The sequence below is a fragment of the Methylocystis parvus OBBP genome (genome assembly GCF_027571405.1).
Taxonomy (GTDB): domain Bacteria; phylum Pseudomonadota; class Alphaproteobacteria; order Rhizobiales; family Beijerinckiaceae; genus Methylocystis; species Methylocystis parva.
On sequence record NZ_CP092970.1, the window covers coordinates 36,765 to 49,909 of the forward strand.

The 13,145-nt window shown below is 58.7% G+C and carries 17 protein-coding genes; 3 read left to right on the forward strand and 14 right to left on the reverse strand.

The window, feature by feature from the left end; genetic code table 11:
* Window positions 1–59: 59 nt before the first annotated feature.
* The 4 genes from MMG94_RS21045 to MMG94_RS21060 all read right to left on the reverse strand — a co-directional run bounded on the left by MMG94_RS21045 (window position 60) and on the right by MMG94_RS21060 (window position 1,650).
* Entirely contained in the window at window positions 60–449 is a 390-nt protein-coding gene (locus MMG94_RS21045) for a response regulator (RefSeq protein WP_016920691.1), read from the reverse strand.
* A 167-nt stretch (window positions 450–616) separates the two neighbouring features.
* Window positions 617–1,093, reverse strand: a complete 477-nt coding sequence (locus tag MMG94_RS21050; RefSeq protein WP_154420498.1) for a hypothetical protein — start codon at window positions 1,091–1,093, stop codon at window positions 617–619.
* 27 nt (window positions 1,094–1,120) lie between these two features.
* Window positions 1,121–1,336 carry a hypothetical protein gene (locus MMG94_RS21055; RefSeq protein ID WP_016920689.1) on the reverse strand — a complete coding sequence of 72 codons (216 nt, stop codon included), beginning with the start codon at window positions 1,334–1,336 and terminating at the stop codon, window positions 1,121–1,123.
* Window positions 1,336–1,650: a hypothetical protein gene (locus MMG94_RS21060; RefSeq protein WP_016920688.1), complete on the reverse strand. Its 315-nt coding sequence runs from the start codon at window positions 1,648–1,650 to the stop codon at window positions 1,336–1,338. The genes MMG94_RS21055 and MMG94_RS21060 overlap by 1 nt, the downstream gene beginning before the upstream one ends.
* A 200-nt stretch (window positions 1,651–1,850) precedes the next feature.
* On the opposite strand from MMG94_RS21060, the gene MMG94_RS21065 reads away from it, so the two are divergent.
* Window positions 1,851–2,555, forward strand: a complete 705-nt coding sequence (locus MMG94_RS21065) for an IS6 family transposase (RefSeq protein WP_016920687.1) — start codon at window positions 1,851–1,853, stop codon at window positions 2,553–2,555.
* A 46-nt stretch (window positions 2,556–2,601) separates the two neighbouring features.
* Here MMG94_RS21065 and MMG94_RS21070 read toward each other — a convergent pair whose 3' ends face one another.
* Entirely contained in the window at window positions 2,602–2,847 is a 246-nt protein-coding gene (locus MMG94_RS21070; protein ID WP_016920686.1) for a pirin family protein, read from the reverse strand.
* A gap of 23 nt (window positions 2,848–2,870) precedes the next feature.
* Between MMG94_RS21070 and MMG94_RS21075 the strand changes: the two genes are divergently transcribed.
* A complete protein-coding gene (locus tag MMG94_RS21075) occupies window positions 2,871–3,167 on the forward strand; it encodes a formate/nitrite transporter family protein (protein WP_016920685.1) in 297 nt (98 codons plus the stop codon).
* 70 nt (window positions 3,168–3,237) lie between these two features.
* On the opposite strand, the gene MMG94_RS21080 is transcribed toward MMG94_RS21075, so the two are convergent.
* The 9 genes from MMG94_RS21080 to MMG94_RS21120 form a co-directional block, all read right to left on the reverse strand.
* Window positions 3,238–3,618 carry a hydrogenase maturation nickel metallochaperone HypA/HybF gene (locus MMG94_RS21080; RefSeq protein WP_016920684.1) on the reverse strand — a complete coding sequence of 127 codons (381 nt, stop codon included), beginning with the start codon at window positions 3,616–3,618 and terminating at the stop codon, window positions 3,238–3,240.
* A 9-nt stretch (window positions 3,619–3,627) separates the two neighbouring features.
* Window positions 3,628–3,912, reverse strand: a complete 285-nt coding sequence (locus MMG94_RS21085) for a HypC/HybG/HupF family hydrogenase formation chaperone (RefSeq protein WP_026016365.1) — start codon at window positions 3,910–3,912, stop codon at window positions 3,628–3,630.
* Between the two features lie 127 nt (window positions 3,913–4,039).
* Window positions 4,040–4,486, reverse strand: a complete 447-nt coding sequence (locus tag MMG94_RS21090) for a hydrogenase maturation protease (protein WP_244415412.1) — start codon at window positions 4,484–4,486, stop codon at window positions 4,040–4,042.
* 62 nt (window positions 4,487–4,548) lie between these two features.
* The gene (locus MMG94_RS21095) at window positions 4,549–5,772 is read right to left on the reverse strand and encodes a hypothetical protein (RefSeq protein WP_016920680.1); all 1,224 of its coding nucleotides are present in this window, start codon (window positions 5,770–5,772) and stop codon (window positions 4,549–4,551) included.
* The gene (locus MMG94_RS21100; RefSeq protein ID WP_016920679.1) at window positions 5,769–6,416 is read right to left on the reverse strand and encodes a DUF6084 family protein; all 648 of its coding nucleotides are present in this window, start codon (window positions 6,414–6,416) and stop codon (window positions 5,769–5,771) included. Before MMG94_RS21100 ends, MMG94_RS21095 begins: the two co-directional genes overlap by 4 nt.
* Window positions 6,409–6,984 carry a DUF5947 family protein gene (locus MMG94_RS21105; RefSeq protein ID WP_244415410.1) on the reverse strand — a complete coding sequence of 192 codons (576 nt, stop codon included), beginning with the start codon at window positions 6,982–6,984 and terminating at the stop codon, window positions 6,409–6,411. Before MMG94_RS21105 ends, MMG94_RS21100 begins: the two co-directional genes overlap by 8 nt.
* A gap of 69 nt (window positions 6,985–7,053) precedes the next feature.
* Window positions 7,054–7,578: a hypothetical protein gene (locus MMG94_RS21110; RefSeq protein ID WP_016920677.1), complete on the reverse strand. Its 525-nt coding sequence runs from the start codon at window positions 7,576–7,578 to the stop codon at window positions 7,054–7,056.
* A complete protein-coding gene (locus tag MMG94_RS21115; RefSeq protein ID WP_016920676.1) occupies window positions 7,579–9,381 on the reverse strand; it encodes a nickel-dependent hydrogenase large subunit in 1,803 nt (600 codons plus the stop codon). It lies immediately after the preceding gene.
* Window positions 9,382–9,391: 10 nt separating this feature from the next.
* Window positions 9,392–10,471 (reverse strand): NADH-quinone oxidoreductase subunit B family protein, encoded by a 1,080-nt coding sequence (locus tag MMG94_RS21120; protein ID WP_016920675.1) that lies wholly within the window; start codon window positions 10,469–10,471, stop codon window positions 9,392–9,394.
* Between the two features lie 362 nt (window positions 10,472–10,833).
* Between MMG94_RS21120 and hypF the strand changes: the two genes are divergently transcribed.
* Window positions 10,834–13,140 carry a carbamoyltransferase HypF gene (hypF, locus tag MMG94_RS21125; RefSeq protein WP_051001132.1) on the forward strand — a complete coding sequence of 769 codons (2,307 nt, stop codon included), beginning with the start codon at window positions 10,834–10,836 and terminating at the stop codon, window positions 13,138–13,140.
* The last annotated feature ends 5 nt before the right edge of the window (window positions 13,141–13,145 follow it).

Genomic DNA, 13,145 nt, shown 5'->3' on the forward strand with positions numbered 1-13,145 from the left:
GCGAACGCGATCAGGCTGGAACGCGTTAACCTTGATCAGTTTAGGCTGAGGCGCAAGCGCTAAAAATCAGATTTCAGCCGGGTGTCGCGCAGATCATCGGAGTCATCGGACCGGCAGCTAAGCACCAGCGCAATTGTAGCCTTGAGGGCATCGTCGCGGTACGGCTTTGGAAGGACAAAAAATGTTGAAAGATCGGTCCGGCCTCGCAACCGTTCTGGAGAGCCGGTGACGCAGATTACAGGAACCTCGCCGACCCGGCGTATCTCGAGTACGGCGTCCAGGCCTGAGCTGCCGTCCGCGAGTTTTATGTCGCTGAGGATCAGATCAGGAAACGTTTGTCTGGCGAGCACGGTCGCTTCGGTGTGGGTCGTTGCCACGCCGATCACATGGCAACCAAGTTCCTTTGTGACGTGGACGAGGTCGTTTGCGATTGCCTCTTCATCCTTCAATAATCAGCACGTTCGCCGCGGATCGACGGGTCATGACCCCTCCTCAGGCAAAGGCGCCTCGACTCAATTCTTTGGGAGGGTGAATCCATCGCGCCAAAGGTTCAAGCGTGACAATTGCCTTAGTTCAGCGAGCTTAAGGGAGCGGATGCAGCAATGATCCTGCGGTGTCAGAAGCTTGGGCCAGAGACGGGGCCGGTGGCGCGCATTCCCTGGCCAGGCGTGACTGAGCGCGCTTCCGTTGCGGCGGGCGTTTGGTCGCCGGCCAGCTTCCGCTGGACCGCCTCGGGCATGTCGCGTTGCAGGTCGGCTGAGAGGTCATCGAGGCGTTTGGACGAAATGCCGCCCTTGTCGAGTTCCTCGCGGGCCTCGTCAACGCGCTTCTGTAGCCGGAGGAGTTCATCCCGATCGTGATGGAGTTTATGCTCCCGAGCGGCAACATCCTGATACCCCTTCCATCGCGGAAGATTATCTGGAATCCCGTCGGGGTTGATTGTGTCAGGTGCGAGTTGCGTCCCGTTCTGGTCGAAGACCCGCAATCCGTCTTCAGTCTTGAAGGCCATGCGGCCATCGGGGAGGCGATAAGCGTGAGCCTCGATTTCCTCGCGGTTCTTGCGGGCGTTGGCAAGGCGTTGCTCGTTCTCCATCAGGGCGTCCACGATGGCTGTATCATACTATTCGAGCCGGTCGCGGAATATGGCGACCTCTGCGTCGGAGGCCGCCATGAGTTCGTGGAAGAGTGTGTCTTCTTCCTCCTCGCGGCGTTTCTTTTCCTCGTGCTCTTCCAGCTGGCGGTCCAGCTCCTGAACCTGCCGGAGCTCCGCTCGCTGCTTCGCCGCGGCGCGCGCTTCAAAAATCTCGGCGAGAACAACACGCGTCGCCTGGTCCATCAATCACCACAGGCCTTTTTTTTTGCCAGTGCGCTGATAATGGCGCCGGCCGTATACTGGGGATATTGGCCAAACGCCGCATAGATCAGATCCAGCGTTTCCGGCTTGTCGTAAAACCAGCCATAGATGCATCCCATCCCCTCGGTTTTCTTTCCGTCTCTGGCGAACCGGGAATAGGTAAGCCCTTCGACCACGCCTGCGATATACGGGTAACGTTCCGATGCCTGCATCTTTTCCATGACGGTTTTGGCGGCGAAATCATTTGCCGCCTCCGCCTGTCCCGCGAGCATAGAAGCCGCTGCCGCGGTGATCATGCCAATGTAATTCCTCGAAGCATTGCTGCGCATAATCGACCGATTACGTTGAAATTTCCGTAATGCGGATTTTTAAGCTATACTTTTTCAGTATCCATTTGAATCTATCGGATTTTTCTGACGCGCGAAATCTTAAAGCGGCTGCAAATGGCGATGTCACATTAACCGGCGGGTAGGCTTTGGCGGGCCATTCAGGCGACATGACCCCGTCGCCCGTGAGCTACAAGCGCCATCGCTTCCCGCCTCAAATCATCTCCCACGCCGTCTGGCTCTATTTCCGGTTCCCGTTCAGCCTGCGCCTTGTCGAGGAAATGCTGCTCGAACGCGGGATCGTTCTCTCCTATGAAACCATCCGTCGCTGGGCTATGAAATTCGGGCTCGATTACGCCAGCCGCCTGAAGCGCAAGAAGCCCGGCCGGCTGGATGTCTGGCATCTTGACGAGGTTGTAGTCTCGATCCACGGCGAGAAGCGCTATCTCTGGCGCGCCGTCGACCAAGACGGCTACATCCTCGACGAAATCGTTCAGGTTCGCCGTCACGCGAAAGCCGCTCAGCGATTGCTGAAGCGCCTCCTCCATAAGCAGGGCTGTCGCCCTCGCCGCATGGTCACCGACAAGCTCGGCTCCTATGCCGCAGCCCGGCGCGAGATCATGCCGGGCGTTGAGCATCGATCGCATAAGGGCTTGAATAACCGCGCGGAGAACTCCCATGTCCCGCTACGAAAGAGAGAGCGAGCGATGCAGGGGTTCAGATCGTGGCGCGGCTTGCAGCGCTTCGTCGATGTTTTCTCCGCACTCCGCAACCTCTTCGTCCCACCCCAACCTTCTCGCCACTCCGCCATCGCCATCCATCTGCATCGTCTCAGGGCGATCGCGGAGTGGAGGTCCGTGACGCTACCCGCCTAAAATCCTAAAATTGAGGCCAAGCGGACTTCGCTGCGCTCTGAACGCGTTAATGTGACATCGCCGTCGTGTCGGCCGCTTCGAATTCGACCATTTTCACGCCCGAGACGCCGAGGCTATCGCGGCGACACAGAACGGCGTTGCCGCAGGTCAGATTTCCTTCAACGACGAAGATATAGACGCCATGCTCGGTCGAGCGCGGCGTGTAGGTAAAAGTCCCCTTGCGATCAGTCGCCAAACGCGACACGCGCAGGTCCTGCGGAAACGGCAGAGCGCCGTCGGCGTCGCCGACCAACCCTTAGCCTCGGGGCGAGCGAGATGCTTTTTAGAAGCATCCCCTCGGGGTTCATCATCGCCGCGATGGTTTGGATAATCCCCGTTGCCGAAACCGCAAGATTTCACATGGTCGCTCCATTGACCTATCTAATTGCAATCGGAAGATTTTCTCATATTGTCGCTGGAAGTGTCGAGGCCTTCTTTCTTGTCCTGTCCGGCGAACTGGCCATCGGACCCCTGTTCGTACAGTTCATGCTGCCGGTCCTCGTCGGCAACATAATCGGAGGCACGGCGCTATTTGCGTTGCTTTCATACGCTCAAGTGATGAGCGAAATCTAACCGTGGCTCATTTTCTTGCCCGCATTTCGGATAGAACATTACAGACTAAGATGTGACGTTTAGGGGATTTTCAACGATCCCTCTCAGCTTGCTCCGCCACGCCGTCGCCTTCTCGGCGCGCTTGACAAAATTCAACGCTCTTCACGTTGAGTTCTTCGCCTTGTACGAGACAAATTCTTGGTGATCCGCAGTCACAAATGGCGAGGCGCGAGGGGGCGGGGAAAGTGCTCTGACATTCTTCACAGCGTGCGATCCCAGATCGCGCGCAAATCTCGAGCTCCGCGCCCTCGGCAAGCGTGTCCTTGGTCGCAAGATCAAAACAAAAAAATAGCGCTTCCGGCGCAACGCCGGCAAGTTCACCGATTTCCAGGGTAATTCGCTTAATTCGCCTGCCGTTCGCAGCCTGCTCCGCGAGCTCGATCGCGCTTAGCGCAATGGAGAGTTCGTGCATTGCTCCCACTCACCTCGTTAAAGGAGGGGAAACAAGTATGGCCTGGATATCGGTCTGCGCTTCGTCCAGCTCGTTGAGTATTTTGAGCGTCGCTTTGGCCTCGTCCTCGTCTATGCGGCTCATCGCAAAGCCGACATGGACGAGCACCCACATTCCGATGCAGGCGTCGATTTCATCTTCGCCGACGACACAGGAGACGTTGATCTGGCGGCGCACGCCGCAAATGTCCACTGTGGCGAGCTGATTATCTCTGTCATCGATCCTTACGATGCAGCCGGGAATACCGAGACACATATCGCGTTCCGCCAATCACATCATCGTGATCTTGATATAGCGCACAATGTCGCGAAAATTGAACGCGATCAGCGCCAGGATCAGGAGGCCGAGGATAATTTCGAAGAGACCCATAGCCCTACTCCCTTCAGCAAGCGCCGAGCGCAATCTCGCCTTCACGCAAGAGTGAAGTAACGAGGCTCTCGACCAGATGTACGCTTGGTTCCACAGATGCGGCGACGACATCGCTTAAGCCCATCTGCCCATCCTCATCTCCAAGCGTGAATGGTTCGCAGACGACGAAGAAAATGCGTTTGCAGGTTGCGCCGAGGGTTGTCGCGAAACGCAAAACCTTTTCGGGATCGAGCCCATGCGCGGAGCCGAGAAGAGGTTGCGGTCCGCTTGCGGCGCCGATGGCCCGCTCCGGCTCGACGATCGATATCGAACCAGGCTCTTGTCCTCGCGCTGCGGCATCGATTACGATGACGAACTCGTAGCCATCGGTCAAAGCATAGGCCAGATCGAGGCCCCGGATCCCGAAATCCTTGACATCGACCTCGGAGGGGAAGCTTTTCCGAAGAAGGCGGTTGGTCACTTCGACGCCATAAGCGTCGTCCCCGCAAAATATATTACCGACCCCGGCAACGAGAACGCGTGTCATGACAGCCCTCCCACGCGCTCCACCTCATCTGTCGAGAAGAAAAATCGATGTCCGGAAAATCCGTTCTCGCCGAGGTCGCCGCCCGGATCGTCCAGCAGGGTGACGGCTACGTGGAGACGGTTCTCGAAATCGCGCTCGATCGCCTGGACGACCGCGATTTTGCCGTTAAGCGCCATGTCGAAAATGTCGCCTCGATCTTTGGGGTTGAGGCGAACATGAGAGCCGACAGTCAGCGCGGCGCCGTCCATCATGGGCTTTCGAAGCGCGCCGTGTAAGTTGGAGAGCTGATCCCGAGATAAAGCCTGACATTGTTCGAGAATAGCCCGCGCTCCCGGGTCGGTCGCCGCCATTTCCAATTGTTCTTCATTCGTTAGGGTCAACACGCGCAACGTCAGCATCTCGTCTATTTCGGTCGCATCGAAAAACTGGCTTTTGCTCTGCGGCGCAACCTTGGGGTAGTCGTAAAGGATAATCGGCGACGAGAGCATGATATCCGTCGCCGATTCCTCGCCTGCCAGGACCGGCCACGTCCCAAGATTTTGGCAGCCGGCTGCGGCGGCGGCGAGCGCTTCTGGCGGATCGAGAAGCGAGACAAACGCACACCCGCGGGCGCCCAAGATCGTGTGAGTCGATAAGAACCCATAGTGTTGCGCCTCGGCTCGTGAGAGGCGAAGACGTAGGGGGGTGGTATTTTCAGCTTGGACACGCACGCGCACCACGCTGCCTTCAACTGGGGTGGCCGATATCTTAGTTACGCCCTGTAGCGCTTGGCAGCTGCGTTGGATCGCGCCTCTTGCGTCGGGAAGCGGCTCGATGCTGCTTTCCGCAGGAAAGGAAAACGACATGGTTTCAGGGTGGACGCATAATGATTTCAGCGCCAATCCTGAGGCCGTCACCTCGCGCACGACGGCCTCGTCCCACGCGACGTATTGTTTTCCGTCCAAATCCAGGACATCGACGTCGTCGCCTTTTGCATTTAGGATCTGACGTCGCTGCGTATGCAGAAAGCGCAGGGTCACATCAAGCTTCCCCTCATCCGCCACCTTCACCAGAATTTCGGTTTGCATAGATGAAGGCTCATCGCCGGCGTAGTCGCGAGGGAAGAGTCCGCCAAACGTCCAGCGCTGTCGGTTTTTGAGCGCGGACGCCCGGTAGGGATAGAGGATGTATCCTTCGAACAATACCGCATCGGCGATGTCTTTTGCAGGCTCGAAGTTCATGTCGCGTCAACCTCCACATTTCGTAGGAGACGATGGAGGGTGTCGTCAAAGCTCAGGAGTCCGTTGCGACGTTTGAAATCATTGAGGCGATCAAAAATCTCCGCGCTGACGCGCAGCAATTCGGAGTTGGGATAATAGGCGTTCATCAGATCCCGCCAGATCGCGACGGGAAGACGGAAGCGAGCTTCCTTTGACCAGGGTATTTGTTCGATTTGCAAGTCGCCACAAGCGTTCTTGTAGAACAGGGATCCACTGAAGAGGAAAGACAACGCCGCGTCGCCATCGTTCAGCCCGTAGAAATATTTGGCGCTCGCAATGTTGAAATCATGCGTGCAGGGAACCGGAAGTTGCACGGTCTTCTCGTGTTCAAAGCCGGGAACCGAGACGTGGATCTGCGTCCAGAGCAGACTGCGCAGCGTTTCGCCCCAGCGCTCAGGGGCGCCAAAAAGTTCGGCGAGTCTTTCGCGTTCCGACGGACTGTAGACGCGCTGCGTTGGCTCCAGGCGAATCTGGCAGTTGAGCTCGATGTTTTCGATGCGTTGCGCTTGTTCCGCATTGATCATCCGCAGGGAGAAGAGCAATAGGGGCGTCGCCGAGAACTTTTCGGCCTCGACCCGTTCGATGGTGAATGAAAGATCAGCCATGCATGATCGCCCGGTTGCTATTGCCGACGCCGGACGAATCGAGCGCCGAGAAAAATTGCCCGATCGCCTCCCAAGCTTCCACGCCTCCTGAGATTCCCTTCCAACTCGAGCGAATAACGCCCACGAGCGCATAACAGCGATCGATCGACACTCGATAATATCGTCGAGCGCCTTTCGTGCGGTTGATAAGAAGGGCTTCCACGTCAGGCGCGAGGGTCTTCAGCATCGGGTTGGCGGCGACGAGACGCGTCCAGGCCCCCTCGCTCATCGTCGAAGCCATCGCTCCAGCTGGTCCCGGGTAGAGCGCCACCACTTTGCCGTCGGTTGTGCTACGGAAAAAGAAGGCGAGATCGATCGGCAGTTGCATCGACTCCCAATCCCAATCGCTGAGATTAAAATCGACAAGCGCCTCGGTCATCGGCCGCACCAAAAGGAAGCGCTGACTTTCGGTCAAGGTTAAGCTACAAGCGTCGCAGGCGCAATGCAGGCGCCGGACCCCGATTTCCAGCAAATGCGCGTGATCTGGGCCGATTGCCGCGCCGCACAGCTCGCAGCGTTCGTGCTGCATGCTCGGCGTCGTCGCGAATCGCCTCAGCTTTGCCACCCAATTCCTCTGAGAGCGCTCCATTTCGCTGCCCTAATTCTGCAGTGCTGCGGCCGACTCAGGTTCCGCCTCTTCAACTTCTTCAACTGAGATCGCGTCCAAATCGGGGGCAGCGTCCGTTAGCGCGGTTTCGACCTCGACCAGCACGGCGCGACGATCGGCAATCGGATTGCTGCAGATAAGGCGCGCTTTCGCGCTCGACGCCGAGACCTCCGTCAACTCGACACGGAAGCCGCGCACCCCCCAATGCGGGCGCATCGCGCTGATTTTCTTCCGGAGTCGCGTTTCGGGATCCTCCGGATGCAGTCCATGCAGCAGCATTGTCGCGGCGACGCAGTCGTCGTCTGCGAGACCCTCCGCCAAGACTCGGCCGCCTTCGGCGTTCATCAGGAAGGTTATGGTCCTCGCGAGGGCAAGCCCATGCAGATCGAGCAAGGCGTCGACGAGGTCCTTCGCGACCGAACGCGCTGTTGCGTCGCCGATCTCGTCCAGGCCCGTCATCGCTGTCTGCATCCGCTGAAGACAGCTTTGTAGCGCCTTGGAGGACGCTTCGCTCATCTAGGTCCCCGCGCGCGACACGCCGAACATCGGCGAATGAATCGTTTTGAGCGTTTTGCCGCCGCCCACATACATATGCACGCCGCAGGGCAGGCATGGATCGAAGCTGCGCACGGCGCGCATGATGTCGATGCCTTTGAATTTGTCCGGACCATTCTCCTCGAAGATCGGCGTGTTCTGCACCGCATCTTCATAGGGCCCCGGCGTGCCGTAGACGTCGCGGGGCGTCGCATTCCACGGCGTCGGTGGATAGGGATGGTAATTGGCGATCTTGCCGCCGCGGATGACGAGATGGTGCGAAAGAACGCCGCGAACCGCCTCGTGGAATCCGCAGCCAATCGCCTCGTCTGGAACCTTGAACTCGGTCCAGGTTTTTGTGCGACCGGCCTGAACCTCAGCTAAAGCTTTCTCGATGAAGTGATAGGCCAGAGCTGCACAATAAGCTTGGAAATAAGTGCGCGCGCGATCGCGTTCGATCGCGTTGCTCCACTTGGGCACATGCCACTCGAATTCCACGTCGCCCTTGAGCGCGGTCTTGGGCAGATAGATTTTGACGCTATGCCCGGTGGACTTCACGTAGCCGACGTCGACGATTCCAGCCAAGGCTGTTGACCATAGCCGGGCAATCGCGCCGCCTCCGGTGTCGAGCGCGAGGTGATCCCCTGTACGCTGGTCTAGCCAGCGCGGGCACATGACCCAGGAATACTTGCCGTCGAAATCACGCTTTTGCGGGCGCGGTATCGACGTCTGGTTCCACGGATGACGCTGGTCGATTGTATTGCCGAGTGGATCGGTCTTAACGAATGTCTCCGTGTTTTGCCAATCGTCATAATAGCTGTGGCCGAGCAGGATGCGCATCCGGACGTTGATGTCGACAAGGCTCGTCGTCACCAATTCGCCATCGACGATGACGCCGGGGGTCACGAACATCGCGCGGCCCCAGTCGGCCATCGTCTTGTAGTTGTAGTCGCACTTTTCTGGATCCTGGAACGAACCCCAACATCCGATCAGGATGCGACGCCTTCCAACTTCCTCGTAGCCGGGCAGAGCCTCGTACATGAAATCGAAGAGATCATCGTGCAATGGCACGCATTTCTTCATAAACTCGGCATATCTGGTGAGCCGAACGAGATAATCGGTGAAGAGCTGCACTGTTGGCGTCGTGCCGACACCGCCAGGATATAGCGTCGAGGGATGGACGTGCCGTCCCTCCATGAGCGAAAACATCTCGCGCGTGTAGCGGCTGACCATCAAGGTTTCGCGGTAAAATTCGCCGCTAAAGGGGTTCAGCGCCGTCATGATGTCGGCGATCGTCTTGTAGCCGTGGTCAGCGGAATGCGGCGCAAGAGTGTGCTGAGCTTTCGCCCACACGCTTGGATTCGTCTCCTTCACCATCTGCTCGCAGAAGTCGACGCCGACGAGATTGTCCTGATAAATGTTGTGGTCGAACATATATTCGGCGGCTTCGCCGAGGTTGATGATCCATTCGGCAAGCGCCGGCGGTTTGACGCCATAGGCCATGTTCTGGGCATAGACCGAGCATGTCGCATGATTGTCGCCGCAAATGCCGCAGATTCGGCTCGTGATGAAATGGGCGTCGCGCGGGTCCTTGCCTTTCATGAAAATGCTGTAGCCGCGGAAGATCGACGAGGTGCTGTGGCATTCGGCAATGCGGCGATTTTCGAAATCGATTTTCGTGAAAATGCCGAGGCTGCCGACGATCCGAGTAATCGGGTCCCAGCTCATTTCGACAAGGTTGGGCGACTTCGCATCCGATCGAATGGTTTCGGCGATCTGGTCCATTGCTTTTCCCCTAAAGCGGATACAAGGCTTCGGGCTTGCCCGGGTCGTAGCCTGTGGTGCGCTCTGGTCGGTTATGCCGCCACCTTGGTTCCTTGTTCAGCGTGCTGTTGGTGAGCCGGCGCAGATTGCGGATCAGATAGCCGTAAGGCGCGACGAGCGTGGAAGAGATGCGCGCGCCGGGAGGTTCGTCCATAAAAGGCATGAGCTTGTCGGGAAACCCCGGCATTGTACAGCCGATGCAAATGCCGCCGACATTCGGGCACCCACCGACGCCACCGATCCAGCCGCGCTTTGGCACGTTGCATTGGACAACGGGACCCCAGCAGCCGATCTTCACGAGGCACTTGCGAGAGCCATATTCATGCGCAAACTGGGCCTGCTCGTAATATGCGGCGCGATCGCAGCCTTGATGCACCGTCATGTCGAAGAGCCACTTGGGTCTCAGCGCATCATCGAGTGGGATCATGGGCGCCGCTCCCGCTAGTTGCCGCAGGAGATAAAGCAGCGTCTCCATAAAGTTGTCGGGCTGAACCGGGCATCCGGGCACATTGACGATCGGAAGTCCCGCCTTGGATTTCCATTCCCAACCGAGGTAATCGGCGACCCCCATGCATCCTGTGGGGTTGCCCTTCATGGCGTGAATGCCGCCATAGGTGGCGCAGGTTCCGGCGGCGATGACCCCAAGCGCTTTCGGCGCCAGGCGATCGATCCACTCATTTGTTGTAATCGGTTGTCCGGTCTTGTGATCGGTTCCAAAAGCCGCCCAATAGCCATCGCCGCTCAGTTTCTCATTGGGAACTGAGCCTTCGACGACGAGCACGAAATTATCGACTTCGCCACGGGCCGCTTGATGAAAAATTTTCAGGAATTCGTCGCCGACCTCATAGGCCAACACCGGATTGTGAAGATGCACTTTTGGCAATCCCGGCACCGCCCCAAGAAGCACGTCCTCTATGCTGGGCTGGCTGGCGGCCGTGATCGAAACCGTGTCTCCGTCGCAACCCAATCCGGCCGTGATCCAGAGGATGTGCAACTCTTCAACCTTGGGGGTTTTTTGTGTCTTGCGACCATAAGGAACGGCGACAGGCATGATGGCGCCCTCTCGCGTCAGAATATCCCGGCAGGCAAACGTCCCTTGAGGAAACTTTGTTCCCGCTCATCGCGAATAGAGGAAATCCCTGTTGCGGCTCAAGTCACAACTCTCTCACAGAAATGAATTAACTCGATTCACCCTAAGCTGCCGGATTCAGGCAAGATCTAGAGCTTCTCTTCACAACTTCGCCGGCGCTCGCCTTGAGCCAACAAATCCGAGCAATAGTTTTGAATTGCGGCGCAAACTGTTCCGACTTTGATATGAGGTCGAGCAACAGGTTCGTAAGTCAGGGAGAACCCTAGCTCGTGTTTGCTGAAAAAAGACCAACAGAAACGGTCGAGATCCGCGTTCGTGGATGTGTGCAAGGCGTTGGGTTCAGGCCGACTGTATGGCGAATAGCGCGGCGATTGGGATTAGCGGGCGAAGTCTATAACGACTCGGAGGGGGTCGTGGTAATTGTTGGCGGAGCGAGCAACGACATAGCGGACTTCATAACGCGCTTGCGCTGCGAAGCGCCGCCGCTCAGCCGGATCGACACGATCGAAACCCGCCCTTTCACGGGCGAGACGACCCAAGGGTTTCGAATTGCGGATAGCCTTCGTGGCGGCGCAGACACGCAGATCGCGCCGGACGCGGCAATCTGCGCAGCCTGTGCCGATGAGGTCGTCGATCCCTCCTCGCGGCGCTACCGCTACGCCTTCACCAATTGCACGCATTGCGGGCCGCGCCTAACCATCGTCCACGGCGTACCTTACGACCGCACGATGACGACCATGGCGCCTTTCGCGATGTGCGAAGAATGCGCGCGGGAATACGCGGATCCTGGCGATCGTCGCTTCCATGCTCAGCCAATCGCATGCCCGGTGTGCGGACCGCGGCTGTCTCTTGCCACGCTGGAGAACGGCTCGTTCGATTTGGTTGGCGCACAGGATGCGCTTGCGGCCGCCGCGCGGCTGATCGGCGCGGGCGAGATCTTAGCAATAAAAGGGCTTGGCGGGTATCAGCTTGCCTGTGACGCGACCAATGAGACGGCTGTGAATCACCTTCGCCACCGTAAGCGTCGGGACGCAAAGCCTTTTGCCTTGATGGCCGAGGATCTGGCCATGGTTCGCAACTATTGCCGCCTCAGCGAGGAAGAGGCGGAGCTTCTTTCGAGTCCGTCCGCGCCGATCGTCTTACTCGAAGTCAAGGGCCCTCTCCGTCTACCGCGCGCTGTCGCGCCGGGATTGAATACGCTCGGCTTTATGCTGCCGACGACGCCATTGCATTTGCTACTGGTGCGAGCGGTCAGTAGGCCGGTGATTATGACGAGTGGCAATTGGTCGGACGAGCCGCAGGTTATCGACGATGCAGAGGTGCCGAGACGGCTTGGAGCGATCGCCAGCCATGTGCTGACGCACAATCGGCGAATCGCGACTCGTGTCGATGACTCGTTGGTTCGGGTCATGGACGAGGCGCCGCGCGTACTTCGTCGCGCCCGCGGCTCTGCGCCGACGCCGATCCGCATGCCGTCGGGATTCCGGCAGGCGCCGCCTGTGCTGGCCTTTGGCGGACACCTTAAGGCGACATTCTGTCTGCTCAAGAAGGGTGAGGCAATCCTCTCGCAGCATCAGGGCGATCTCGAAGATGCGGCGACCCTCGACGACTATCAAAGAAATCAGAAGCTCTTCGCCAAGCTGTTCGAGCATTCGCCGGAAGCGCTGGTCGTCGACCGGCATCCCCAATACGCGACCTCGAGGCTTGCGAGAACCTATAGCGGCGCGAATCTGCCGCTCATAGAAGCGCAGCATCATCATGCGCATGTGGCAGCCTGCCTTGCGGAGAATGGTTACCCGCTCGATGCGTCGCCGGTGCTCGGGATCGTGCTCGACGGCGTTGGCCTGGGAGATGACGGGGGCATCTGGGGCGGCGAGTTTCTCCTTGCCGATTATCGCGACTATCGGCGGCTTGGTTCGCTCAAACCGGCGCCGATGCTCGGCGGCGAACAAGCGGCCCGCGAGCCATGGCGCAATCTTTATGCGCAGATTGCGATGGCGATGGGCTGGCGCGCGTTTGCGGCCGACTATCGCGAACTCGAAGTCTATAACTTCCTTGACGCCAAACCGCGCGAGACGCTCGACGCGATGATGAACCGTGGCATTAATGCGCCGCTCGCCTCCTCATGTGGCCGGCTGTTTGACGCGTTTGCTGCATTGCTCGGCTTGTGCCGCGATCGGCAAGCCTATGAAGGGCAGGCAGGCGCGCTGGTCGAGGCCGCCGCGAGCGGCGGCCCCGTGCGCGAAGCCGGGCCCGGCTATGCCTTTAAGATCGTCTCCTCAGCGACGGGGCTTGCCCAGATCGAGCCAGCGCCGATGTGGCGCGCTGCGCTTCAGGATTGTTGCAGCGGCGTTTTGCCAGGCCTGATGGCGGCTCGCTTCCATAAAGGTCTGGCTGAAGCGGTGGCGGAACTGGCGGCGCGGCTGCGGGAAAGCCACGCGAGACTCTTCGACACGGTCGCGCTTTCCGGCGGCTGCTTTCAAAACCGCATTTTGTTTGAAGAAATAGCGCGTCGGCTTCGCGGGGCTGGTTTCGCCGTCTTGTCGCACGCTCAAGTTCCGACGAACGACGGCGGCCTCTCGCTCGGCCAGGCCGCGATCGGCGGGGCGCTGCTTATTCGGCAAGGTTGAGGAGA

Coding starts and splice junctions, on each gene's coding strand:
- MMG94_RS21100 (WP_016920679.1), bottom strand. CDS start 6,416: ATGGCTGATCTTTCATTCACCATCGAACGGGTCGAGGCCGAAAAGTTC.
- MMG94_RS21065 (WP_016920687.1), top strand. CDS start 1,851: ATGACCCCGTCGCCCGTGAGCTACAAGCGCCATCGCTTCCCGCCTCAA.
- MMG94_RS21075 (WP_016920685.1), top strand. CDS start 2,871: ATGCTTTTTAGAAGCATCCCCTCGGGGTTCATCATCGCCGCGATGGTT.
- MMG94_RS21105 (WP_244415410.1), bottom strand. CDS start 6,984: ATGCAGCACGAACGCTGCGAGCTGTGCGGCGCGGCAATCGGCCCAGAT.
- MMG94_RS21055 (WP_016920689.1), bottom strand. CDS start 1,336: ATGGACCAGGCGACGCGTGTTGTTCTCGCCGAGATTTTTGAAGCGCGC.
- MMG94_RS21085 (WP_026016365.1), bottom strand. CDS start 3,912: ATGTGTCTCGGTATTCCCGGCTGCATCGTAAGGATCGATGACAGAGAT.
- MMG94_RS21095 (WP_016920680.1), bottom strand. CDS start 5,772: ATGAACTTCGAGCCTGCAAAAGACATCGCCGATGCGGTATTGTTCGAA.
- MMG94_RS21115 (WP_016920676.1), bottom strand. CDS start 9,381: ATGGACCAGATCGCCGAAACCATTCGATCGGATGCGAAGTCGCCCAAC.
- MMG94_RS21110 (WP_016920677.1), bottom strand. CDS start 7,578: ATGAGCGAAGCGTCCTCCAAGGCGCTACAAAGCTGTCTTCAGCGGATG.
- MMG94_RS21120 (WP_016920675.1), bottom strand. CDS start 10,471: ATGCCTGTCGCCGTTCCTTATGGTCGCAAGACACAAAAAACCCCCAAG.
- MMG94_RS21050 (WP_154420498.1), bottom strand. CDS start 1,093: ATGGAGAACGAGCAACGCCTTGCCAACGCCCGCAAGAACCGCGAGGAA.
- MMG94_RS21060 (WP_016920688.1), bottom strand. CDS start 1,650: ATGATCACCGCGGCAGCGGCTTCTATGCTCGCGGGACAGGCGGAGGCG.
- MMG94_RS21080 (WP_016920684.1), bottom strand. CDS start 3,618: ATGCACGAACTCTCCATTGCGCTAAGCGCGATCGAGCTCGCGGAGCAG.